Origin of the sequence: [Clostridium] fimetarium (genome assembly GCF_900111235.1) — a bacterium.
In the GTDB taxonomy this organism is placed as follows: Bacteria; Bacillota; Clostridia; order Lachnospirales; family Lachnospiraceae; genus Clostridium_N; species Clostridium_N fimetarium.
Genome location: NZ_FOJI01000013.1, coordinates 30,380 through 53,348, shown reverse-complemented (window position 1 = coordinate 53,348; position 22,969 = coordinate 30,380). Strand labels below are relative to the sequence as shown.

Below are 22,969 nucleotides of genomic sequence, written 5' to 3'. Positions count from 1 at the left end.
ATGAAGAAAACAAAAATCGAACCGCTAGTAAATTTGAATGTTAATCCATGTAAAATGTGCATGCCAATGGGTGCTGTTACAGCATTTTATGGGATTAAAGAATGTATGAATATTCTCCATGGTTCCCAGGGATGTTCAACATATATAAGAAGGCATATGGCAACTCATTATAATGAACCAGTTGACATTGCATCTTCTTCACTTACAGAAGAAGGAACAGTATACGGTGGAGAAGATAACTTGTTAAAAGGGCTTAAAAATCTGATTGAGCTTTATCATCCTCAAGTAATTGGTGTTTCGACTACGTGTCTTGCAGAAACAATCGGTGAAGATGTACCTAGAATAATTCAAAAATTTCACGAATTGCATGAAGAATATAAGGATATTGAAATAATCCCAGTAAAATCACCCGGCTATGGTGGAACACAGTTTGAAGGCTATTTTAAAGCAATTTATGGAATTGTATCAAATGTTAAAATGAATATTACTCCAAATGATTATATAAATGTCATAACATCTCAAATTAGTCCTGCAGATACACGCTTTCTGAAAGAAACATTCAAGTCATTTGGAATAGATATCATACTTCTTCCCGATTTATCAGATAATTTAGATGGTGTATATAGAGAAACATATGAGAGACTTCCATCTGGCGGCACAGACATCAAAGATATTAGGAAAATGGGCGGAGCGAAGCTTACGCTTGAGTTTTGTAGTATCAATCTTGATTATTCTCCAGGAAAGTATCTTGAGAAAGAATATAAGGTCCCATGTGTAAGAATGAATCTTCCTGTGGGTATTAGAGATACAGATTTATTCTATGAAGTAATCAGTAGATATGCGAAAGATATTAATCCTTCTATTGAGATTGATATTCAAAGAGGAAGATATCAGGATGCAATGATAGATTCACACAAATATAATGGAGAAGGGCGTGCTGTAATATTTGGCGAACCAGATTTTGTAGTATCAACGGTTAGAATATGTGTAGAAAATGGAGTAATGCCGCTCGTTGTAGCAACAGGATCTGTCTGTAAGGAATTAAAAGACATCCTATCAGAAGAAATTGAAGACATTGCTAAGAGATACTTTGTGGAGAGATTTGAAATTTTAGATGATGTTGACTTTAAAGTAATTGAAGCGATGGCCGAAAAGTTGGGCGCGAATCTAATGATTGGTAATTCTGATGGAAGAAGAATTGAAGAAAGTCTGGGAATACCACTTGTTAGACGCTCATTTCCAATCCATGACAGAGTAGGAGGCCAGAGACTTAGAATGCTTGGGTATGAAGGGTCTATAATATTCCTAGATGATATTGCAAATGCAATCCTTGCAAAAAAAGAAAAAGGATTTCGAAAAGAATTGTATAACAAATATTATAAAGGAACTGATATCGACCAAGAAAAAGATAGTGCACCTAAAAAAGCGGTCAACTTGTCTATAGAAGAAAAAACGAAAAATCATCCTTGTTATAATGGATGCAATACAACGACTGCAAGAATGCATCTGCCTGTTGCACCAAAATGTAATATCCAATGTAATTATTGTGTTAGAAAGTTTGATTGTCCAAACGAGAGTAGACCTGGCGTAACAACAAAGATATTAACACCGCAAGAGGCATTTGAAAAATACAAATTAGTAAAAGAAAAAATGCCGAATCTGACAGTCGTTGGAATTGCAGGACCTGGTGATGCACTTGCCAATTTTGATGAAACTAAAAAAACGCTTGAGTTGATTAGAGAATATGATCCAGAAGTTACGTTTTGTCTATCAACAAATGGACTTATGCTTCCACATTATGCAAGTGAATTAATTGCACTCGGCGTATCACATATTACGGTAACGATGAATGCAGTCGACACAAAAATTGGAGCAAAGATCTACAAGTTCATTAATTATAACGGAACTAGATTTGAGGGAGAATGTGCAGCAGCAATTCTTTTGACAAATCAATTGAGTGGATTAAGATTACTTGTGGCAGCAGGTATTATCTGCAAAATCAATATAGTTACTTTAAAGGGAATTAATGATGAGCATATACCAGAAATCGTAAAAACAGTGAATAATATTGGTTGTTACATAACGAATATCATGCCATTTATTCAGGTAGAAGGAAGTGCATTTGAACACCTTGATACGCTGAGTAACAAAGAAATCAATGTAATCAGAAATCAATGTGGTCAGACAATGAAACAGATGTATCACTGCAAACAATGTAGAGCGGATGCAATTGGTACACTTGGAGATGATGTTTCAATCGAATTTGAAGGGATCAAAAGTGGTGGTTGTTCTACACCAGTTGAGGCTGGTAAAATTTATAGATTCGCAGTTGCTTCTAAGAGTGGAATGTTGGTAGATAGCCATTTTGGGCAAGTTTCAGAATTATATATTTATGAGTATAAGGATGGAGAAGCAAAGTATATTGAAAAAAGACAAATTAATAAGTATTGTAATGGAAGTGAAGAATGTGACGAAGCAGAAGATAAGATATCACTAATTATTCGTTCGATTTCTGATTGTGATGGAGTTATTGTAATGAGAATCGGTGAGGCACCTAAGAAAAAGTTAAGAGATAAAAATATTAGAGTGTTTGCTACATATGACAGAATAGAAACGGCAGTTAAAGTTGCGGCAGAGAGCATGTCCATAAAGAAATTTTTGTAAATAGTAATTTAAGGTCAAAATATTGTGGTACGGGAGGTAGTGAGTGAATATTAATTTATAATTATGCTTTGCCTTGCCTTTCCTTCAAGCAGCACATTTTTTTGCAAGCCTCAGAGATGATGAAAAGTCTCACTTCGTTCGAATTTTCATCTGAGTCTTGGAAAAAATGTAAGCGCTGCTTTCAGACGGTCTGCGGGAAAGCATAATTATAAATTAATATTCACCATTTACTTCATTGATAGGATGTTTGAAAGTTAAATTAATATTTGAAGTTAAAATTTGGGCTTTTAAATTTACGGGTGGAAATTACGGGTAGAAAATACGGATAGAAAATACGGGTAAAAAATACGGGTAGAAAATACCGGTGGAAATTACGGGTGGAAAATACGGGTAGAAATTACAGGAAGAAATTACGAGTGGAAATTACGCTTAGAGATTGGGGTTAAAATTTGCGGTTTGGGATTTGCATCTTAAAATCTCAGTTTAAATAAACAAATAGATTAATTAAAAATTAAGGAGGATTACGTATGATTCAACCAAAGTATCATGTATTTATTTGCACTAGTTGCAGAGTAAATGGGCAACAAAAGGGGTTTTGCCATTCAAAAGGAGCAGTGGATTTGGTTCAAAGATTTATGGAAGAAATTGATGACAGAGGCTTGTCGGACGATGTAATGATCACTAATACTGGATGTTTTGGGATTTGTGAAAAAGGACCAGTCGTTGTTGTATATCCAGAAGCCGTGTGGTATGGCAATGTTACGGATGATGATGTTGAAAGAATATTTGATGAGCATTTCGAAGGTGGAACACCAGTAAAAGATTTACAAATATAGTTTGTTATGTGTTAGAATAAATGGATAAAAATGGGAATTTGTAATAGAATTCAGGGATAAGATGATAGGATTTAGGGATAGAATTCGGCGATAGGATTCAGAAATGGGACTCATAATAATTTTTGAATAATAAAGATTGTGAGGTGGAAGCAGTTATGATTAAAATAATTGATTCAACATTATCTAAACTTGATATGTTTCATGTATCAAAAGAACAATTACTTCTTTTTTGTAAATATATGAAACAAATTGGTATAGATAATCTTGAGATATCCATCAAATCATACAAAAAAATGGAGTCACTTCCAGATGGAATCAAATTCTATCTGGAGTTGGGTCCGTTTGATAAGGCAAGTGATTATCCAGGAATACATAAGTATGTCGCAGCTCGTGAAAATAAGGAGCCTAATATTATAAGTGAGTTTCAAATAAATGATGCTAGAGAAGTGATTTTGCTCAAATCTTACAGCAATCTTACTAATGTTAGAATTAGAGGATTGGATGATTTGATTTGCCATGAATATGAGTATGCTTTTTATGAAATCAAAAAGATATTTAACAATAGTATTATTAATCTGTGTCCAGAAAATACCTTTTACTGTGCCAGTGCAATTGCGATATTATGGCTGATTAGTGGTGGATCTGAAGTTACGACAGCATTTGCTGGATGTGGAAATATGGCGGCGACTGAAGAAGTATGTATGGCAATGCGTGTAATTGAAAGGGTGAAACCCAATCAAAAATTAGATGCTTTAATTGGTATTAGAGAATGGTATGAGACTGTTACAGGTGAACAAATATCTTCTAGAAAGCCTGTTATTGGGAGTAAAATATTTTATGTTGAATCTGGTATACATGTTGATGGATTACTGAAAAAGGCATCGAATTACGAGGCATATTCACCATCGATTGTGGGTCAGAAATCAACAATTGTTATTGGAAAGTATTCAGGAAGAAATTCAATCAAAAGTAAATTGAAGGAGTATGGAATTGAAAATGATGCACTTATACCAGTCATTTTGAAAGAAGTGAAGAAAGTTAGTACTGAAAATAGGAATAGTTTGAGTGATGAAGAATTTCTAGATTTGGTGAAAAGGGTGATTGTCGATGATTGAAAAAAAAAGAATCGTGGATACAACACTAAGGGATGGAGAGCAAAGTGCAGGGATCGCTTTAACAGAAAGAGATAAGATTGAATTAGCAATTATGCTAGATGAATTGGGCGTATATGAAATAGAGGCTGGAATCCCTATCATGCAGACGGAAAGTAAAGATTATATCACAGAAATAAAAAAAGTTTGTAAATTCTCAAAAATATCAGTATGGTCTAGAATGAACCCTGTGGATGTGAAACAAGCGATGTTATGTAAACCAGATATTATCCATATCGGCGCACCAGTTTCCTATGTTCAGATATACGGAAAGTTAAATAAGAATAAAACTTGGGTACAGAAAGTTTTGGCAGAATGTATTGACATAGCAATCGCTGGAGGAATTGAAGTTACAGTTGGCTTTGAGGATGCATCTAGATCTGATGAAGGTTTTATGATTAATACAGCTATAATGATTGAAAGACTTGGAGTGAAGACAGTAAGAGTTGCAGATACGGTTGGAGTATTAACTCCTCACAGAGCAGCAGAGCTTGTTAAAAAATTGCATGCACAAGTCGACCTAAATATTGAGTTTCACGCTCACAATGATTTGGGAATGGCAATTGCAAATTCAATTGCAAGTGCTAAGGCGGGAGCACAGTATATCGATTGTACATTGCTAGGAATTGGCGAGCGTAGCGGTAATTGTGATTTATCAAAATTCTTATATGCAACGGAAAGATTATTTGATTGTGGAATTGATAAAAGAAAAGTAGAAGCCGTTGAAAATGCGCTCAAGAAAAAATGTATAAATATATAAAAAAGAATATACATATGAAAGATGCGCAGGAAGTGGCGCGGAAATGAGGCCAGAAATGATTGTAGTATTATTTGATGTAAATGATAATTTGACAGATTTTTATAACTTAAGTCGCATTAGAATATACAAGAAAGAAGATCAAGAATTTAAGGTTATTAGAGAAATTTCTGACATTTCAATGGATACTTCTAACATTAAATCCTCAAGGGAATCTTTATCTAAACTGATTGAAGAATTTGGAACAAGTAAAATCATTGTAGGTTCACAAATAACAGGTATTCCATATCATTTTTTTGCAAAAGAAGGTTTTGAGATATTTGAAGCGCAGAAATTCAGTGAAGAATTGCTAGCGCAAATTCATGAGGATTATATTGAGAACCCAAAAAACAATCTTGATTCAGACGAAAATGATTTGGAAAAAATAGAAATTGCAAATACACCAATAGCACCATTTGCAACCAATGAGGAGGGCGATTATTTCCTAGATTTTACCAGAGTCCAAAAATATAGACCGGAAATCACTTCGAAGAAAGCGTTGTTACCATTTCTATCAAATGAATTATATCAGTCACTTATAATAGTTTGTAATCATGTAATGCCTTGGCTTGAGAACTATTTTGCTGAGAATAAAAATATACAATTCAGTAGCAAAAGGGAAAATGGCATATATACAATCATTATTGTACATAAAGGTTGTTCTGATTAAAGGTCTGCTAAAGCAGACAGATGGGAGTTAATATGGTTAATTCAATTTATGGAGATTTAAATAATGAGATTGCATGCTCATTTTTTGAAGATGGGAAGATAAAAAGTTGTAAATTCGAAGATGAAAATATAATTAAAACACCCGTAGGAAAGCTTATTCCTAAGTATCAGTTGTCAGAAACTAGAACAAGAGATAAAGATTCCGTGGAATTCTATTCAAATGGATTGATGAAGAGCATATATCTGGAAAATGTAACAAACATCATAACGCCAATCGGAATCATAGGGTGTGAATTTATCACTTTTTATGAAAGTGGGTCGATTCATCGAATATTCCCAACATTTGGGAAAGTAAGCGGAACATGGTCAGAGGAAGAAGAAATTAAACTCGCACCGATTATTAAAGTCGATTGTGGCGACGTAATTATTTATAACAAACTATCCTGCATCTGTTTTTACGAAAAGGCAACAATTAAAAGTATAACATTATATACGGGTGAGAAAGTTATGGTAAAAGTAAATGGTGGAGAAATCGAAGCTAGATTTGGAATTGCATTTTATGAAAATGGAGCAATAAAATCAATCGAACCAGCGACGCCAACTTTAGTAAATACATCAATTGGAATGATTATCGCATATGACAATAATCCCGTTGGAATTCATGGTGACACTAATTCATTAGAATTTGATGAGTCTGGAGACGTAATTACAGTTACAACAATTCAGAGTGGAATTGAAGTAATAGATAAATATGGTGATATAATTCATATTGGAGCATTGAGAAAACCTAGTCTGTTAGATATTGATGTAATGCAGATGTTTCCAATTAAAATATCCATTCAAGCAAATGGTATTGAAATCATAGATAGTAATAATCAAGTAAAATTCTATGACAGTAGTAAATTTAGTTTTTCTACATTTTACAATATGTTGTATATGCCAGATGGATGTGGCGGTAATTGTAGTAGCTGCAAAGGGTGTGTTTAAGATGCGAAAGGTGGTATAATACTATGAAAAAAGAACTAGAAAATACATTAGAGCCTACAGTGGAAGATGCAAATGTAATAGGAAATAGAAAAGAGATAGATAATCAGCAAGAAGCAGAAATGAAAATTAAATTATATATATCTGCAGAATATTTAAGCGAACTAAAGCCCGAAGCAAGTGAAATATTCACTGAATGCGAAAGTGGAAGTAGGTATTATGCAGAGTTACCAGCTAATATAGAAGAAGACGATTATCTTCAAGATAGTATTATTGCATGCTGTGAAATATTATTGATTATGATGAATCCCAAGTATGAAATAGATGATGATACAGATCTAAGTTGTGAATTATTAAAACTTGGTAAATCAGAATCATCATTCAATCTTTTAATTAATATAAAATACCCTTCCGTTGAGGACACATTTAATGATATATTATTATTTAAAGAATGTGAAGTAGAAGAGTTTTTGTATTCATTTGAATTAATTGGCGATCAAAGAATGTTTATGCCAAATTAAATAAACCTGTTGGAGGAAATAGTGTATGGCTAGAAAACTACTAATGAATATTGAGGCAAAAAATGCGCTTGAAATCGGAGTGAATAAAGTAGCAAATACAGTGAATATTACACTTGGTCCCAAAGGAAGAAATGTCTTAATCGATCGGACGAATAATAAACTGAGTCCTTTAATCATAAATGATGGCATTTCAATAGCTAGAGAAATAGAATTAGAAGATCCATTTGAAAATATGGGCGCAAGACTCATCATTGAAGCCGCTACAAAAACAAACGAGATGATTGGGGATGGAACAACAACATCAATTGTGTTAACCCAAGCAATCGTACAGGAAGGTTTGAAAAACATAGTTGCTGGTGCAAATCCAATTCCGTTTAGAAATGGTATGAAAAAGGCAAGTGTAGCAGTTATTGCGGCCCTAAATTCAATGGCTTGGAAAGTAACGACAAGTGAACAGATCAAACGTGTAGCAACAATTTCTTCTAAAAACGAAGAAATCGGTGAATTAATTGCAAAGGGAATGGATTCACTTATTAAAGAAGATGGATTTATTACGATAGAAGATTCAAATACAATGGAAACAGAGCTTGAGATTATTCAGGGGATGCGCCTTAAAACTGGATACATTTCTAAAGCTATGTGTACGGATAAAGTTGGAAGAAAAGTAGAATTTATGCAACCATATATTCTTATTGCAGATAAAGAAATCAGTGACATTACAGAATTGTTACCTCTGCTTGAGAAAATTGTAAATGCGAAGGCTCAGTTACTAATTATAGCGAGAGATGTTATAGGGGATGCACTGAATACAATCGTGATAAACAAGGCAAAAGGAATTATTCAAGTAGCGGCTATAAAAGCAACTGGATATGGTCAGATGCAGCAGGATTTACTGCAAGATTTGGCGGTGTTTACTGGTGGAATGGTAGTTGATGAATTGGCAGGAATGCATTTAAAAGATGTTGAATTAAGTATGCTTGGCCGTGCAAAGAGTGTCCAGGTTCAAAAAGACAATACAATTATCCTTGACGGATATGGAGATAGTGAAAAAGTTCTTGAAAGAGCAGCATTTATTAGGGCGAAAAGTGAAGAGACAGATTCTGAATTTAATAAAGAAAGATATAGAGAAAGAATCTCAAAACTTTCCGGTGGAATTGCTGTTATTAAAGTAGGCGCGTCGAGTGAATTAGAAGCCAACGAAAAGAAACTTCGAATTGAAGATGCAATTGCAAGCACAAAAGCAGCAATTAAAGGTGGGGTGGTTCCCGGTGGCGGATCAGCATATATATATTCACAAATTGCTATCGATGAAATGATTGAAAATAACGAACTCGGTTATGATGAATTGACAGGTGCAAGGATAATCAGAAAAGCACTTGAGCGTCCTCTATGGCAAATCACAAAAAACGCTGGACTTGCAGCAGAAGTAATCGTTGCAAAGCAAAAAGAAATGATTTATCCAGTAGGATTTGATGCAGATAAAGAAGAATTTGTTGATATGGAAGAGCGGGGGATATTAGACCCTGTGAATGTAGAGATAAAGGCCTTAGAATGTGCGGTTAGTGTAGCTTCAACATTACTTACATCAGAGGCTATTAATATAATTGTAAAAGGGACTGAATCCATGCCTACAGGGTGATGTGGGAAGAGAATACCTAAAATCGTTACTTTGCCTTTGCCATATCATTTCCTTGTATGAAAGTTACTAATGTATTTATTTTGTGCTAAAGGCAAAGATAAAAAGTTCTAAACTCCTCACTTCGTTCGTCAGACAGTAGAACTTTTTATCTTAACGCACGAAATAAATGCATAAGTAACTTTTGCATACCGTCAAATGATATGGCAAAGGCAAAGTAACGATTTTAGGTCGGCTTGCCCGGAGGAGGGGGGCGTTTTAAAAGAAGTTGGGACGGTTGTAAAATGTGAAAAGAAGTATATGTATTACATAAGTAGATATAATGGAGTAGTAAGGGAGGGTGAGATATGACAATTAGGCATTTGAAGATATTTTTGTATGTGTGTGAAACACTAAATATGACGGCGGCAGGTGCACAGCTCAATATGTCACAGCCAGCGGTTAGTCAGGCGATTAAAGAAGTCGAAGAATACTTCCATGTCATTCTCTTTGAACGATTTTCCAAACAGCTATTTATTACTGATGCAGGTAAGGAATTACGCGATTATGCATTGCATATTGTTTCTCTTTTGGAAGAAGTCGAGGTTAAACTCAAGAATCCGCAGATTTCAGGTAATATTAGAATTGGTGCAAATATAACAATCGGGACAACATTAATACATCAATATATTAAGAAATATAATGAGATCCATCCACTTGTAAATATCATGGTTTCTGTGAACAATTCTCGAAGAATCGAGGAGATGCTTAACAATAACGATTTGGATTTTGCATTAATGGAAGAGACAGTAAGAAATACATATTTGGACTCGGAAGTTTTTTGTGATGACAGAATGGTAGTCATCGCCTATGCAGAGAATAAATTATGTAAAAAAGAAATCGTTACATTTGAGGATATCTCAAAGGAGAAAATCTTACTTAGGGAAAAAGGCGCAGGCGTACGTGATACATTTGAACATATTGCTTATTTACGTGGCATTAAGTTAGAGCCTGTGTGGGAAAGTAGCAGCACAACAGCGTTGGTAAATGCAGTCAAAGAACACCTTGGCATCGCAGTTGTTCCATATCAGTTGGTAAAAAAAGAATTAGAGAAGGGGACAATCGTTGAAATTAAATTATCAGATGTGAACTTGAATAGAAAGTTAACGATTGTTACGAATCGACATAAATATATTACGGAGCCAGTTAGGGAATTTATTGAATTGGTTAGAGGGTTTCATGGGTGAAGTGGTGACGGAGGGTTCAAGTCCCGCCATCCGCATTGGGTTGAAGGTCGTGAAAGTCAGTTTTATACTGGTTTTCACGATTTTTTTATTTTCATGGCTTGGGACGTGGGCCTTTTTTATACATTAAAATAAGGAAGGTTATACATTTGTCTCAAAAATTTGGATTTTTACAATACTTCGTGAAATATAATACCTAAAACGAGAGATATTATTATTGAATTATCATTTTCTGTAGAATATAATACAATTAATATGGGGAAGCGAGCTCAGCCTTGCATGGAAATCTAGAGCATACATACATTTAAGTATAAGGAGAATAAGGTATGGCAGACATTCGATCAGATGCATCAGAAGTATTACATTATGATATTCCTGATCATCCTGTTTTTTTTAGAAAAAATCATATTCTTGCACAGTGTATTTTTGATGATATATCCATTCATTGGCATGATGAGGTTGAATTTGTGTATGTTTGCTCCGGAAGTATACGGTATCAGCTCAATGGATATATGGTGAGAATGAAGGCTGGGGAAGGTATTTTTGTAAATTCCAGGCAACTGCATTTGATTGTTAATGATCATTCGAACTGTGAATTATACTGTCTGATTTTTCATCCAACTATTTTATGTTCTTCAAACCATGTTGCTAAACAATTTGTGGTTCCCGTTATAGATAATGAAAAAATGCCGTATCTATTGTTGGATGAAAATGTGAGTTGGCATAAGGAAATATTCGAGAATATTACATCCATAGAAAAGGTTTTTTCATGCGATTCAGGTGAATTAAAGGTGATAAAATACCTGTTTGATATTTGGACGGCTTTATATGAGAATATGGAAATATCCTCAGACAATGAATATTCCCCAAATCAGGATTTGGCATTAGTGAAGGCTATGATCACCTTTGTACAGGATAATTATCATCGAAAAATAGAATTGCAGGAAATCTGCGCTGCTGGAAAGGTTGGAAAAACTAAGGGAATTTCATTGCTTGATCAATATTTGAATATGACACCAATAGAGTATGTTTGTAACTATCGAATCGAAAAGAGTTGTTGTCTGTTAAAGAAAACAGATAAAACTATTACACAGATTGCCTATGAAACAGGCTTCTCAGATGGCAGCTATTTCTCAAAAATGTTTAGAAAAAGAATGGGGATGAGCCCACAGAATTATCGAAAGAGTGTAGAAAGGGTTAAGGATGAAAGCAAAGAATAGGAACGCCTATTTTTATGTATATAAAACACAGATCTTAAAAGGTCTGGCATATAAGTTTGATGTGTATGGCAATATTTTAATGCAGACGATCATCATGGTGGCAACAGCATATTTTTGGAGAGCTTTATTCAAAAATGCTGATTCGGTGCAAGGAGTTACAGTGGATACGATGCTGACTTATACTGTGGTTTCTTCCATGATTTCTGTGGTGCTGACTACTAATGTAGAACACAGAATCACACTTAGTGTTAGAAAGGGTACGATTGCCATTGATATGATGAGGCCGGTAAATATCTTTAAAGTTTTTTTTGCGGAAAACTTGGGCGGTGTAACGGCATTACTGTTTCAAAATCTGTTGCCTATCTTTCTCATTGGAAGTGTTTTGATTAAACTGCCAACGCCGGGCAGTGTTACGGGTTTTCTTTTGTTTATATGTAGCTTAACGCTGGCATTTTTTGTTAATTGGTACCTGGCTGTTCTATTTGGTATGCTGGCATTTTCTGTGATTGAAATGGATGCTCTGATCCAGGTGAAAAAGCATCTGATCAGATTGCTGTCTGGAAGCATTATTCCAATTTGGTTTTTCCCAGACTGGTTTCAAGGTGCATTAGAGGTACTGCCATTTGTATATCTGTACCAAATGCCATTAGACATATATATTGGAAAATATACAAAAGAATCTTTGGTTCGAGGGCTATTAATCCAGCTTGCCTGGACGATTGTTTTATTTTTGATATATCGATATATGCAGAAAAAGGTGACAGGAAAAATCATGATTCAGGGAGGTTGAAAAAATGAAAATATATATAAAATTTCTGCTCCATTACCTGGATGTGACAAGAGTATGTATAAGAATAGCACTTCTCACTATTATCGAATATCCGTCGAGTATATTGGGATGGCTCTTATCTAATCCCATTCAGTTTATCGTGGGTTTTGCCACCATACAATTTGTGGTGCAGGAATTTGGACAGGTCAATGGCTGGAATTATGGTCAGTTAGCATTCCTATATGGGCTTTCTGTGATTACACACGCCCTCTCTATGATATTTTTCGTTCAGGGATGGTTTATGGGTTACTTCGTGTTAGAAGGTGAATTTGACCGATATCTGACAAGGCCACTTAGTGTACTATATCAGTTTTTCTTTACACATATCAATGTGTTTGGACTTACAGATTTAGTACCTGGAATACTGGTATTTGGATATGGGTGTTATAAGGTTGGCTTTCAGTGGAATATCCAAAACATAATAATACTTCTTGCACTTTTAGTGGGGGCTACATTGATTAGAGGTGGGATATACATTTTGATAGGAACCACATCCTTTTTCACAAGAAGTACTAATGATTTTGGTCAGTACACACAGGAAATATTTGATAAAACTACAATGTATCCCATTTCTATGTATCCGGAGAACATACAGTTTATATTGACATATTTGATTCCTGTTGGATGGGTAAGCTTTTATCCGGTATCTGATTTGCTTGGTATTCAAAGTACATATGCCCAGTTCCCGGGAACAATCGGACTTACTTTTTTGATTGGAATATTGGTTATGATCGTGGCCGGTTTATTCTTTAATTTTGGCTTAAAGAAATATGAAAGTGCAGGAAATTAAAATATGAATATGATTGAAGTAAAAAATCTAAGTAAGGATTATCATGTGGTGAAAAAGGAAGGGGGCATGAAGGGCGCTCTAAAAGCCCTGGTAACTAGAGAAAGCAAGGTGATCTCTGCAGTTAAAAATCTGAATTTTACAATTGAAGCTGGTGAGATAATAGGCTTTATAGGGCCGAATGGTGCGGGGAAAAGCACCACTATCAAAATGATGTCAGGCATATTAACGCCATCTGAGGGTGAGATTCTGATTGGTGGAATAGATATCACAAAGCATCGTAAAGAGGTGGTGCAGCATATTGGTGTGGTATTTGGTCAGCGTTCTCAGCTAAATTGGGACCTGCGATTAGGTGAGAGCTTTGAACTGTTGAGACATATTTATCAGATAGACAAAATCCAATATCAGAAAACTCTGGATGAGATGGATGATATTTTTGGTATAAAAGAACTGTTAGACAAACCTGTTCGTCAAATGTCTTTAGGACAGAGGGTAAAGGGGGATCTGGTTGCTGCTATGATTCATTCGCCAAAGGTGTTGTTTTTAGATGAACCAACCATAGGACTGGATGTTAGCGCGAAATATGCACTCCGAAAATTTATAAAAGAGATCAAAGAGCAAAGGGGCACAACGATAATTTTAACAACACACGATTTAGGAGATATACAGCAGCTATGCAATCGTTTGATTATTATAAACCATGGAAATCTGGTAGAGGATGGCAATCTGGAAGATATCGTGAATCGCATAGCACCATACAAAACTTTGGTGGTTGAATATTATGATGAACAGTTTGCAACACATGAAAAATGTCAGCTGATAGAAAGTGACGGAAATATAGCAAAATATCGTTTTATGAAAAATGATATTACTGCAGCAAAATTAATTGAAGCATTAAGTATGAAAGCACAGATAAAAGATGTTTCCATCGAAGAAGCGGGAATAGATGATATTATTCGAGCTGCTTATGAGGAGCGGGATTAGTTTAAGGTTATACCAACTTATAGTAATACTCACTATAATGAAAATATTGTTCGTTTGCCACGTCAATATCTGCCGTTAACCAATGGCGGAATTTTATCGTTATTATAATGATGTAATTTCAAATGTAAATATACAATATGCATATAAGATGATTACTTTAAGTAGAGGTATTTTAAATGCTAAAAGATTAAGGGGTACAAACTATGCTGAAAATGAAAAATATCAAAAAAAGTTATATGAATGGAATTATGTTAGTAGAAGTTCTTCATGGAATCGATTTAGAAATAAAAGATGGAGAAATGGTAGCAATTATGGGTGCATCGGGCTCAGGAAAGTCAACATTGATAGGAATATTAGGCTGCCTTGATCAAGCTACTTCTGGGAAATTTGAAATTGATGAAACCGATATCTGTCAGCTAAGCGAGAATAAGTTGAATGTTTTAAGAAATAAGCAAATAGGCTTTGTATTCCAAAAATTTCATTTGTTTCAAAATAAAACAGCAGTTGAAAATGTGATGATGCCTTTGTATTATAATGATGAAATAACAAATAGAGAGGCGCGGGTAAGCGCGGTAGAGATACTTAACAAAGTAAAGCTTTCACATATGCTCGAAAATACACCAAGCACTATGTCAGGTGGGGAATGCCAAAGAGTTGCAATTGCCAGGGCCCTAGTAAATGAACCAAAGATATTATTAGCTGATGAACCTACCGGAAATTTGGATAGTAAGACAAGTGCAGAGATTATTAAATTGTTAATTGAAATTCATGAAGAAACAAAAAATACAGTTGTAATTGTTACTCATGATCCCAATGTAGCTAAAATGTGCCAAAGAGTTCTAATGGTTTATGATGGTAAAATAACAAATGATAATTACAAAATTAATTAATGAGGTAATATAGAATGAAAATTGTAAGGTGTAAAGATGTTAAAGTAATAGAAAATAAAGGAAATACAAACATATATTCAAATATGGAAAAATGATTCATAAAGATAGAAAAAATATGGATAACAATAGGTTGAAAATATTTTTTTTTGGAAATTTAAGGGGAGTTGAAAATGAAGAAACGAAATATAAAGAAAATAGTTGGGATCGCAGTGATTACTTTTATTGTAATCGGAATTCTAGTTTATATGGAATATTCTAATCAAAGCAAAGACAAAGTTACAACTTATCAGGTATCATTAAGCAGTGTGCAAATTGCAGAGTCGATTGAATCAAAAATAACATTAAATGGAACCTTGAAACTGAAAAGCGAAAGCGTGAATGCGGTATCAATCGAATATAATTCAAGTATAACTCAGCTTAATGTTAAAGATGGTCAGAAAGTTGATGAAGGTCAGGAATTATTTAGTTTTAAAAAGCTTTCGGATAATTCAGCAATTACCATATATGCAGAAAGAACTGGAATTGTTGAATTTAGTAAGGAAATATATGTTGGAAGCATTATATCCCAATATACAACTGTTTTAAAAATATATAAGCTAGAAACTGCTGCTGATTTCTACATAGAAGCAAAAATTCATGCATCTGATTATGAAAATATGGCTCATGTAAGTACTGTTGAGGTTACATTTGGAAACAGTATAACCAATATTGTTTTAGATGGAACTGTAGAAGATAGAGTCCCTCGAGTTGTAGAAGAAAATAATAGTGAATATTATGTGATTGATATACAGTTACAAGATCCTGATTCAAAAATTCTTAATTACAAGCTGGCAGAAGGAATGAGTGTAAACCTATGTATAAGTGCAAGCACACAATTACTGGCGGACGAAGGAGATGGTACTGGAATGTATTATACAATTCCATTTAATTCACTGGTATTAAGAGATAATATAAATACCATCTTTGTATGTGGGCAAAGTGGATCTGAATATTATGCCAAGAAGGTAGTTGTAGATTTATTAAGCTGTAATGGAGCAAATGCAGTTGTAAAGAGTGATTTATTGTCAAGTAATTCAAGGATTATTACAGAAGGAAATTATAATTTGAATGGCGGAGAAACAATTAACATAAACAATGACAGCGGAATTTATTTGAATCTTGATCTGCTTAATTAGCAAGAGGGTAAATGTATGATTATTAGAAATGTTAGATTTGCATGGGAATCAATTAAAGAAGGAAAAACAAAGTCCATACTTTCCATAATTGGTATAGTAATGAGTGTGATTACCATAGTTGTTGTAATGTCATTGACCAGTGCACTCAGTGATTTTGTAGAAAATGGTTATAAAAGTGTTGGAGAAGATTTAATGTGGGTCAGTACTGATACTAATAATAGTGTGGCTGGAAGTTCAGGACTTCAGATAGATGATGAAAATCATATTAAAAATCTGTCCTTTGTCAAAAATGCAAGTCCATATTCGGTGATGTCAGAAAGTATATCTGTAAATGGAGTAAGTGGAAATATTTCTGTTGCAGGGGTCAATGACCAATATTCCCAGATTATGAATATGAATGTATATGATAGATTTATTAATGCATCTGAATATGAGAATGGATCAAAGGTCTGTGTTATTTCAGATATGGTTAGGAAAAAGTTTTTATATAAGAATATTGACCCAGTTGGAGAACAGATAAATATATCGGGAAATTATTATACGATTATTGGGTGTATATTGCCCCCAGAAACTGATACGGATTCAGGTATGGAATCGGAGAATTGTATCTACATACCTTACACCACATTTTCGAAGGATTATAGTAAAACAAATATTGAGATGATAAGGTTTACCGTAAATGATGTAACCCAGATTAGTAAATATAAAAGTGAAATAAATATTCTACTTTCAAATCTTACAAATCAAGGATATACATATAAAATCAAAAGTGTTATGACTGAATTAGCAAGTGCGAAAGACATATTTACTTACATAAATGCATTTTCAATAGTAATAACATCTATTACCATGATTATAAGTGGAATAGGAATAATGAATGTAATTCTGATGTCTATATTTGAAAAAAAATGGGAAATTGGTCTGAGAAAAGCAGTTGGAGCAAGTAAAAAAGAGATTTTAATGCAATTTTTATTTGAGAGTTTATTTTTTTCCGTATTTGGTGTAACCATTGGAGTTGTTTTGAGTTGGGCTTTGATTGTAATTATTAGTTTCATTTCAGGAATAAATATTATTGTTTCTGGATCAGCAATAATATTGGGTGTAAGTTTAAGTATGATAGTATGCTTGTTTTTTGGTATATCGCCAGCAATAAGAGCGGCCCGAATGAATCCACTAGAGTGTCTAGAGAAGAATTGAGGAGGTACGTACGATATTTGTTAATCTAATTGCGGGTTCAAGTCCCGCCATCCCCATAATAAAAAGATAAAGACTCCAACTTTGTGTGGAGTCTTTATTGTATTTACAGATTCAAGAGTAAAATAATATAGATATTGAGAGTAGTAAGTTATTAGATAGTAATTAACTATATTATTAAAATCTATTGACTTATATAGACTCCCTATATACAATATTATATAGACAGTCTATATAATATTTTAAGGAGGATTCAATATGGCAATTGATAAGACTTTGATTCAAGGAAGTATGGCAATGCTTATTTTACGGCTGCTTGATGAAAAAGACATGTATGGTTATGAGATGATTGATGTACTAAGGGGAAAATCTAATAATGTATTTGAATTGAAAGCTGGAACCTTATATCCACTGCTTCATTCACTAGAAGCGAAGGGGTTTGTTGCTTCCTATGAAGATGATACGAGTGGTAAGACTAGAAAGTATTATCATATTACAAAAGAAGGCAAGAAGAATCTTAAATATAAGAAAGAAGAATGGGACGAGTATACCAATACAATTGCGAATGTAATGGCATTTTCATATATCAATTAATATTATAAGGAGGGCAAGTAATTGGATTTTAATGAATATATGAACACATTAATGGAGCAAATAAATAATAAAAGGGCCAAAAAACTAGTTGAAAAAGAAATTAGAAATCACATTGAGGAACAGACTGAAACATATGAGGTAGAGGGATTGAATCATATGGATGCAGAAAATGAAGCTGTAAAACAGATGGGAAATCCTGTAGAGACTGGGATCAATCTTAATAGAATTCACAGACCGAAAATGCCGTATTCGCTACTTGCAATTGCATTTATACTGACCGTAATAGGCGTTTTAATGCAGGCAGTTATATTTCGACAGTCTTATGCCAATCATACTGATGATATTTTTAATAGTTTTTTGGGCAATACAATTGTATATAATATGATTGGATTTATAGTTATAATCGTTATTTTGAATTTGGACTATTCATTTATTGCGGCGCATTCTATGACGCTATATGTGTTATATTTAATTACGATCATATGGATAGCAATTTACTTTAGGGGTTACCTTGATAATTTTATGGCGCCTTACTATGCTACAATTATTTTTCCCGTGATATTAGCTGGGCTTATATTCAGATTCAGGAATCAGAAAACAGCTGGCTTAGTAAAATGTATGTTATTAAGTATATTTGCTATAGGCCTGGTCGCTTTCGTATTTTCACCAAGTGTGTTTGAATTAAATATACATGGTTTAAATAAGGAAAGATTAGATAACGACGGATTCATGGAAACATTCATTGTAATTGTATGTGTACTTACTCTTGCAATTCATAAAAGTATTTTTGCGGGAAATAAAAAGATTCAATTTGCGGTATTATGGACTACTATAACTGTATCGGGAATTATTACAGCTTTTATTCTATATATTAGACACAGTAATATTTTGATAAGAATGCTTATAGGTATAGTTCCTGAAAAATATCCAGATAATATTAGTTTCCAAATGCTTAATAATATTAATGCTAGAAATAGTACTACAATGTTTTCTACTCTTGGAAATAGTAGCTTACCAGATATAGATGGAGTTCGAGTTCTGATGTATTTTCAAAATATGTTTTAAATTCAATTTTTTCTTATTTTGGAATTGTACTTGGAATCGCTGTAATTGCCGCTTTATTATTTTTTGTATTCAAATCAATTACAATTTCAAATAGGCAAAGTAATAGGGCTGGATTTTTGATAGGAATGACATGTAGTATAAGTGTATTGTTAAGAATAATTGTGTATATTGGGATTAACTTTGGATATAGCTTGTGGGATATTACTTCAATTCCATTTCTACCATTTGGATTTGTAAATACGATGATAAATGCAGTATTTATTGGTCTGATATTAAGCGTGTACAGAAATACAAATATACTTGGAGAACAAAATACTGTTTATAATAAAAGACTTAAGATTGTAAAATAAATCGTCTTATAAGGTAAAATTTATATAAGCAAACCACTAAAAAAGATACTATATTAATGATATAGTATCTTTTTTAGTATTGTTTAGTTGGAATATATATGGTGAATTATATTATCTGAATTTAGTTATGTATAGGTGGTTCGAGTATCCTATTTTATAAATAGAATACTTGTATTAATTTTGCCTTATTAACTAAACTTGCTTAGACCTTCTCTTATTGTAGATGGTAAACACATAGGTCCTCCAACCTTAATTGCTAAATATGTTGCAATTATCATAACAATTGCCGAAAGAAACAGTACATATATCGCCTTATTATCATCTATATCAGAACCACCCTCGATTACTTTTAGAGATGTAAACCAACCTATAATATTTCCTGCAAGTGCTATTAATAAAGGGTATAAAAATGGGAAAATAAAAGATGAATATATTAAGGAAACATTGCCAGAGGTTATACTTTTTGCAATATCCATCGGCATTAACAAACTCACAAAAAAAGCAGCTAATAAAAAAGGAGTCGACATTATACTATTGATAGCTGAAACACATAACAAATGTTTATAATCAGTATTTCCTTTAAAAATATTTATTATTAGCATTATAACACCTGCCATTAAGCAAGCCAGCCCAAATGTTATAATTCCCACAACAACAAACACTGTAAACATAGGAAATTTTATCTCAGAAAATCCCCCTAAGCTAACACGTACACCACTAGTACCCGTACCATAAGCTTTGCTAGTAGCTAAGTTATTCACGGCGACAATAGCACTATTGAATTTTCCAGCAAATGAAAGAAACAAAAATACTGCTGCGAGTGATTGTACACCGATTAATCCTAATGCCATCTTATAATCGGCCGAACCAACAAATTGGGTTCCAACTTTAGCTGGAGATTTTACAAGCGCTTTTATCAGTGTCCACATTTTTTTCAAATATATAGCAAACGCATTTGGTGGTGCTGGAGCCATTATTTGTACATATTGCTGTTGCTGTGTGTTTTGCTGTTGTTCTGGAATGCTCTGATCTTGACCTTGTGTAGTCTGTTGCTGACAACTACAAATACTTCCTTCTTCTAACGGTGATCCACAATTTCCACAAAATTTTGCCATGATTACCCCCCAAATTTTTTCATTATGCAAACATTTATATGTAATGAATTAATAATCCATTTACCATCTTAATAAAATATATAATTGATTTCGATTTATTTGACTTTATATAATTACTTATATGCTTAACTATATTGTCATGATTGGTGTATATAATTTTAAATAAGTTATTGAGATAGAGATAGAAAATATTTTCTTTGTTTTCAGGATGATAATGAATATTTTACCATAATTATATCAGTTCAATTATTAATAAGCAACAACTTGTCTTCATATATTGTTTTTTTTCTACCTTATATTCCAAAGTGTTGGAGCTTTTTAATTGCGCCAATTTATTTGTTTTATAATCTAAATAGTCATTTCTTTACTTGACAAATAAAATACAAATAGTATACTGTAGTACATAAGTAACACAGAACGAAGCGACTCGGTTAAGCGTAACACAATTAAACTAAAACAATTAAACTAAAACAATTAATAGTAAAGCAAATGAGGTGGTTTTATTGCAGATTAAGTCAGATTCGCCAATTTATATACAAATTGCAACGGATATTAAAGAAAAGATATTGAATGATATATATGCGGCAGGGTCTAAATTGCCATCGGTAAGAGATCTGTCAGTGGTATATGAAGTCACGACTTTGACAGTTCAGAGAGCTATGCAGCAATTAGAGATAGAGGGCGTTATTCAGTCAAAAAAAGGAATAGGAAGTTTTGTTACTATGTGCTGTAGAAACGGGCTAGAACAAGAAATGATTTGTGAACAGGCAAAAGATTTTGTACAAAAGATGAAAAACAGGGGATTAGACAATAAAAAAATTGAAAGTTTGATTTTGGAGGTGCTAAATAATGGGAAACAAAATTAGAATTCAAGGCCTATACAAAAGCTTTGGTGAAAATCAAGTCTTAAACGGTCTTACAGTTGAATTAGAAACAGGAAGAGTAATCGGACTCCTTGGAGAAAATGGAATAGGAAAAACCACACTTTTACAGTTAATGGCCGAAATTCTGCATCCTGATCAAGGATACATCAGCTATGGAAATATGGAACATAATGGAACAGCAAAAGGATGTGTCTCTTTTTTGTTGGAGCCAGAATATTTCTATTCTTGGATGAGCATAAATGATGCAATCCATTTTTATAGGGATAATTTTAAAGGTTTTAATGAGTCCAAAGCGAAAGCATATTGCAATCAATTTCATTTTAATCTGAAAGATAAAATTAAAAAGTTATCGAAAGGTGAGAAAGAAAAGGTTAGTATTTTATTGAATCTATCAAGGAATGCATGTGTATATTTGCTGGATGAACCGGCAGGAGGATTTGATCCTAAATTTAAAAAGGAAATAATGCATTTAATATTGGAAACGATGGATGAAAATAAGACAATCATTTTATCAACACATTTACTGAAAGATTTTGAAAATGTTTTTGATGACGTATTAATTCTTAGAAAAGATAATTCTGTTTATATGACCTGTGAAGATATAAGACAGAATTTTGGAAAGTCGGTTGAGGATTACTATCTGGAGGTGACAAAAAATGACTAATATATTAAAGTGGGAATTGCTCAAATGGTATTATAGACTTAGATGGATTGTGCTCGCGTCAATAGTAATATTGGCTGTTTTCACATTGTTGGCATTGCTGGGTAGTTTTCATAACCAAAATAGAGTAAATGATTATATATTGAAGGCAGTCAGTTTGGTATTATCACTACCAGCAATGATATTATGTATTATTGTTCCTTCTGCTAATATGATTATGGATTATATACTTCCATATAAGTATATGGAAAAAATAGTGCAGAGAAAACCTATGGAAATTATAGCGGCGAAAATCTTTGTTAATGCCGTTTTGTTTTATATAGGAGTAAGAATTGAAGTAGCAACTAGTTTTGTATTCACGGAACTAATTCCGAATGGATACGCATATTTTTCTGTAAGTGGCAGTGCAATGGGAAGTTTTATATTATTTATTATTTTTGGTATGATTATACCTATAATCATTTTGTTTTTCTATATGCTGACATATTATATAAAAAAAGATGTTAAGCATAGGATTATGCTTATGATTATGCTTATGATTATTACTATAGTAATTACATATGGAATGGTATATCTTATTAGTAGGGTTCCAGTAATGTCAAAGGCGCTTGAAATTGTAACAATGGTTGTGATTGTTATTATGATTACAAGTATGCCACACATGATTGAAAATAAATATGAACCAAAATAAATATGAACCAAAATAAATATGTACCAAAATAAATGAAAGTATATTGAACA

The 22,969-nt window shown here is 33.3% G+C and carries 23 protein-coding genes; 22 read left to right on the top strand and 1 reads right to left on the bottom strand.

All coding sequences use genetic code 11. From position 1 onward, the window contains the following. The 19 genes from nifB (at position 1) to BMY18_RS15380 (ending at position 19,568) form a co-directional block, all read left to right on the top strand. On the top strand, positions 1-2,664 hold the full coding sequence (gene nifB, locus BMY18_RS15470; RefSeq protein WP_092455679.1) for a nitrogenase cofactor biosynthesis protein NifB: 2,664 nt from the start codon (positions 1-3) through the stop codon (positions 2,662-2,664). 527 nt (positions 2,665-3,191) lie between these two features. Then, positions 3,192-3,500, top strand: a complete 309-nt coding sequence (locus tag BMY18_RS15465; RefSeq protein ID WP_092455678.1) for a 2Fe-2S ferredoxin — start codon at positions 3,192-3,194, stop codon at positions 3,498-3,500. Positions 3,501-3,655: 155 nt separating this feature from the next. Beyond that, the gene (locus tag BMY18_RS15460; RefSeq protein WP_092455673.1) at positions 3,656-4,615 is read left to right on the top strand and encodes a homocitrate synthase/isopropylmalate synthase family protein; all 960 of its coding nucleotides are present in this window, start codon (positions 3,656-3,658) and stop codon (positions 4,613-4,615) included. Continuing rightward, positions 4,608-5,411 (top strand): beta/alpha barrel domain-containing protein, encoded by an 804-nt coding sequence (locus tag BMY18_RS15455; protein ID WP_092455671.1) that lies wholly within the window; start codon positions 4,608-4,610, stop codon positions 5,409-5,411. Before BMY18_RS15460 ends, BMY18_RS15455 begins: the two co-directional genes overlap by 8 nt. 43 nt (positions 5,412-5,454) lie before the next feature. After that, positions 5,455-6,117 (top strand): Fe-only nitrogenase accessory AnfO family protein, encoded by a 663-nt coding sequence (locus BMY18_RS15450; RefSeq protein ID WP_092455669.1) that lies wholly within the window; start codon positions 5,455-5,457, stop codon positions 6,115-6,117. A gap of 32 nt (positions 6,118-6,149) precedes the next feature. Next, entirely contained in the window at positions 6,150-7,103 is a 954-nt protein-coding gene (locus tag BMY18_RS15445) for a hypothetical protein (RefSeq protein ID WP_092455667.1), read from the top strand. Positions 7,104-7,126: 23 nt separating this feature from the next. Then, the gene (locus BMY18_RS15440) at positions 7,127-7,621 is read left to right on the top strand and encodes a hypothetical protein (protein ID WP_092455665.1); all 495 of its coding nucleotides are present in this window, start codon (positions 7,127-7,129) and stop codon (positions 7,619-7,621) included. A gap of 25 nt (positions 7,622-7,646) precedes the next feature. Then, positions 7,647-9,260 carry a chaperonin GroEL gene (gene groL, locus BMY18_RS15435; RefSeq protein WP_092455662.1) on the top strand — a complete coding sequence of 538 codons (1,614 nt, stop codon included), beginning with the start codon at positions 7,647-7,649 and terminating at the stop codon, positions 9,258-9,260. Between the two features lie 344 nt (positions 9,261-9,604). Then, the gene (locus BMY18_RS15430) at positions 9,605-10,483 is read left to right on the top strand and encodes a LysR family transcriptional regulator (RefSeq protein ID WP_092455659.1); all 879 of its coding nucleotides are present in this window, start codon (positions 9,605-9,607) and stop codon (positions 10,481-10,483) included. Between the two features lie 323 nt (positions 10,484-10,806). Beyond that, positions 10,807-11,700, top strand: coding sequence for an AraC family transcriptional regulator (locus BMY18_RS15425; RefSeq protein ID WP_092455657.1), 894 nt, complete (start codon positions 10,807-10,809; stop codon positions 11,698-11,700). Further along, positions 11,684-12,490: an ABC transporter permease gene (locus BMY18_RS15420; RefSeq protein WP_092455655.1), complete on the top strand. Its 807-nt coding sequence runs from the start codon at positions 11,684-11,686 to the stop codon at positions 12,488-12,490. Before BMY18_RS15425 ends, BMY18_RS15420 begins: the two co-directional genes overlap by 17 nt. A gap of 4 nt (positions 12,491-12,494) precedes the next feature. Then, positions 12,495-13,319, top strand: a complete 825-nt coding sequence (locus BMY18_RS15415) for an ABC transporter permease (RefSeq protein WP_092455653.1) — start codon at positions 12,495-12,497, stop codon at positions 13,317-13,319. A 3-nt stretch (positions 13,320-13,322) separates the two neighbouring features. Continuing rightward, on the top strand, positions 13,323-14,300 hold the full coding sequence (locus tag BMY18_RS15410; RefSeq protein ID WP_092455651.1) for an ABC transporter ATP-binding protein: 978 nt from the start codon (positions 13,323-13,325) through the stop codon (positions 14,298-14,300). Positions 14,301-14,503: 203 nt separating this feature from the next. After that, on the top strand, positions 14,504-15,190 hold the full coding sequence (locus BMY18_RS15405) for an ABC transporter ATP-binding protein (RefSeq protein ID WP_092455649.1): 687 nt from the start codon (positions 14,504-14,506) through the stop codon (positions 15,188-15,190). Between the two features lie 170 nt (positions 15,191-15,360). After that, positions 15,361-16,365, top strand: coding sequence for an efflux RND transporter periplasmic adaptor subunit (locus BMY18_RS15400; protein ID WP_092455647.1), 1,005 nt, complete (start codon positions 15,361-15,363; stop codon positions 16,363-16,365). Between the two features lie 15 nt (positions 16,366-16,380). Further along, positions 16,381-17,562 (top strand): ABC transporter permease, encoded by a 1,182-nt coding sequence (locus BMY18_RS15395; RefSeq protein WP_092455645.1) that lies wholly within the window; start codon positions 16,381-16,383, stop codon positions 17,560-17,562. Positions 17,563-17,817: 255 nt separating this feature from the next. After that, a complete protein-coding gene (locus tag BMY18_RS15390; protein WP_092455643.1) occupies positions 17,818-18,153 on the top strand; it encodes a PadR family transcriptional regulator in 336 nt (111 codons plus the stop codon). 21 nt (positions 18,154-18,174) lie between these two features. Continuing rightward, on the top strand, positions 18,175-19,218 hold the full coding sequence (locus tag BMY18_RS15385) for a permease prefix domain 1-containing protein (protein WP_092455641.1): 1,044 nt from the start codon (positions 18,175-18,177) through the stop codon (positions 19,216-19,218). Between the two features lie 125 nt (positions 19,219-19,343). Continuing rightward, complete coding sequence (locus BMY18_RS15380; RefSeq protein ID WP_092455639.1) at positions 19,344-19,568, top strand: hypothetical protein; 225 nt, start codon at positions 19,344-19,346, stop codon at positions 19,566-19,568. Between the two features lie 188 nt (positions 19,569-19,756). Here BMY18_RS15380 and BMY18_RS15375 read toward each other — a convergent pair whose 3' ends face one another. Next, the gene (locus BMY18_RS15375; protein ID WP_092455637.1) at positions 19,757-20,683 is read right to left on the bottom strand and encodes a hypothetical protein; all 927 of its coding nucleotides are present in this window, start codon (positions 20,681-20,683) and stop codon (positions 19,757-19,759) included. Positions 20,684-21,186: 503 nt separating this feature from the next. Between BMY18_RS15375 and BMY18_RS15370 the strand changes: the two genes are divergently transcribed. Genes BMY18_RS15370 through BMY18_RS15360 form a run of 3 tightly spaced genes read left to right on the top strand, consistent with a single transcriptional unit; the run spans position 21,187 to position 22,919 of the window. Beyond that, positions 21,187-21,549, top strand: a complete 363-nt coding sequence (locus BMY18_RS15370) for a GntR family transcriptional regulator (RefSeq protein WP_170841434.1) — start codon at positions 21,187-21,189, stop codon at positions 21,547-21,549. Continuing rightward, on the top strand, positions 21,533-22,231 hold the full coding sequence (locus tag BMY18_RS15365; RefSeq protein ID WP_092455633.1) for an ATP-binding cassette domain-containing protein: 699 nt from the start codon (positions 21,533-21,535) through the stop codon (positions 22,229-22,231). Before BMY18_RS15370 ends, BMY18_RS15365 begins: the two co-directional genes overlap by 17 nt. Further along, positions 22,224-22,919, top strand: a complete 696-nt coding sequence (locus BMY18_RS15360) for a hypothetical protein (protein WP_092455631.1) — start codon at positions 22,224-22,226, stop codon at positions 22,917-22,919. Before BMY18_RS15365 ends, BMY18_RS15360 begins: the two co-directional genes overlap by 8 nt. Positions 22,920-22,969: the final 50 nt, after the last annotated feature.

Bases quoted from the DNA above. Each gene is read 5' to 3' on its own strand.
- nifB (WP_092455679.1), top strand. From the start codon at position 1: ATGAAGAAAACAAAAATCGAACCGCTAGTAAATTTGAATGTTAATCCA.
- BMY18_RS15465 (WP_092455678.1), top strand. From the start codon at position 3,192: ATGATTCAACCAAAGTATCATGTATTTATTTGCACTAGTTGCAGAGTA.
- BMY18_RS15460 (WP_092455673.1), top strand. From the start codon at position 3,656: ATGATTAAAATAATTGATTCAACATTATCTAAACTTGATATGTTTCAT.
- BMY18_RS15455 (WP_092455671.1), top strand. From the start codon at position 4,608: ATGATTGAAAAAAAAAGAATCGTGGATACAACACTAAGGGATGGAGAG.
- BMY18_RS15450 (WP_092455669.1), top strand. From the start codon at position 5,455: ATGAGGCCAGAAATGATTGTAGTATTATTTGATGTAAATGATAATTTG.
- BMY18_RS15445 (WP_092455667.1), top strand. From the start codon at position 6,150: ATGGTTAATTCAATTTATGGAGATTTAAATAATGAGATTGCATGCTCA.
- BMY18_RS15440 (WP_092455665.1), top strand. From the start codon at position 7,127: ATGAAAAAAGAACTAGAAAATACATTAGAGCCTACAGTGGAAGATGCA.
- groL (WP_092455662.1), top strand. From the start codon at position 7,647: ATGGCTAGAAAACTACTAATGAATATTGAGGCAAAAAATGCGCTTGAA.
- BMY18_RS15430 (WP_092455659.1), top strand. From the start codon at position 9,605: ATGACAATTAGGCATTTGAAGATATTTTTGTATGTGTGTGAAACACTA.
- BMY18_RS15425 (WP_092455657.1), top strand. From the start codon at position 10,807: ATGGCAGACATTCGATCAGATGCATCAGAAGTATTACATTATGATATT.
- BMY18_RS15420 (WP_092455655.1), top strand. From the start codon at position 11,684: ATGAAAGCAAAGAATAGGAACGCCTATTTTTATGTATATAAAACACAG.
- BMY18_RS15415 (WP_092455653.1), top strand. From the start codon at position 12,495: ATGAAAATATATATAAAATTTCTGCTCCATTACCTGGATGTGACAAGA.
- BMY18_RS15410 (WP_092455651.1), top strand. From the start codon at position 13,323: ATGAATATGATTGAAGTAAAAAATCTAAGTAAGGATTATCATGTGGTG.
- BMY18_RS15405 (WP_092455649.1), top strand. From the start codon at position 14,504: ATGCTGAAAATGAAAAATATCAAAAAAAGTTATATGAATGGAATTATG.
- BMY18_RS15400 (WP_092455647.1), top strand. From the start codon at position 15,361: ATGAAGAAACGAAATATAAAGAAAATAGTTGGGATCGCAGTGATTACT.
- BMY18_RS15395 (WP_092455645.1), top strand. From the start codon at position 16,381: ATGATTATTAGAAATGTTAGATTTGCATGGGAATCAATTAAAGAAGGA.
- BMY18_RS15390 (WP_092455643.1), top strand. From the start codon at position 17,818: ATGGCAATTGATAAGACTTTGATTCAAGGAAGTATGGCAATGCTTATT.
- BMY18_RS15380 (WP_092455639.1), top strand. From the start codon at position 19,344: ATGACATGTAGTATAAGTGTATTGTTAAGAATAATTGTGTATATTGGG.
- BMY18_RS15375 (WP_092455637.1), bottom strand. From the start codon at position 20,683: ATGGCAAAATTTTGTGGAAATTGTGGATCACCGTTAGAAGAAGGAAGT.
- BMY18_RS15365 (WP_092455633.1), top strand. From the start codon at position 21,533: ATGGGAAACAAAATTAGAATTCAAGGCCTATACAAAAGCTTTGGTGAA.
- BMY18_RS15360 (WP_092455631.1), top strand. From the start codon at position 22,224: ATGACTAATATATTAAAGTGGGAATTGCTCAAATGGTATTATAGACTT.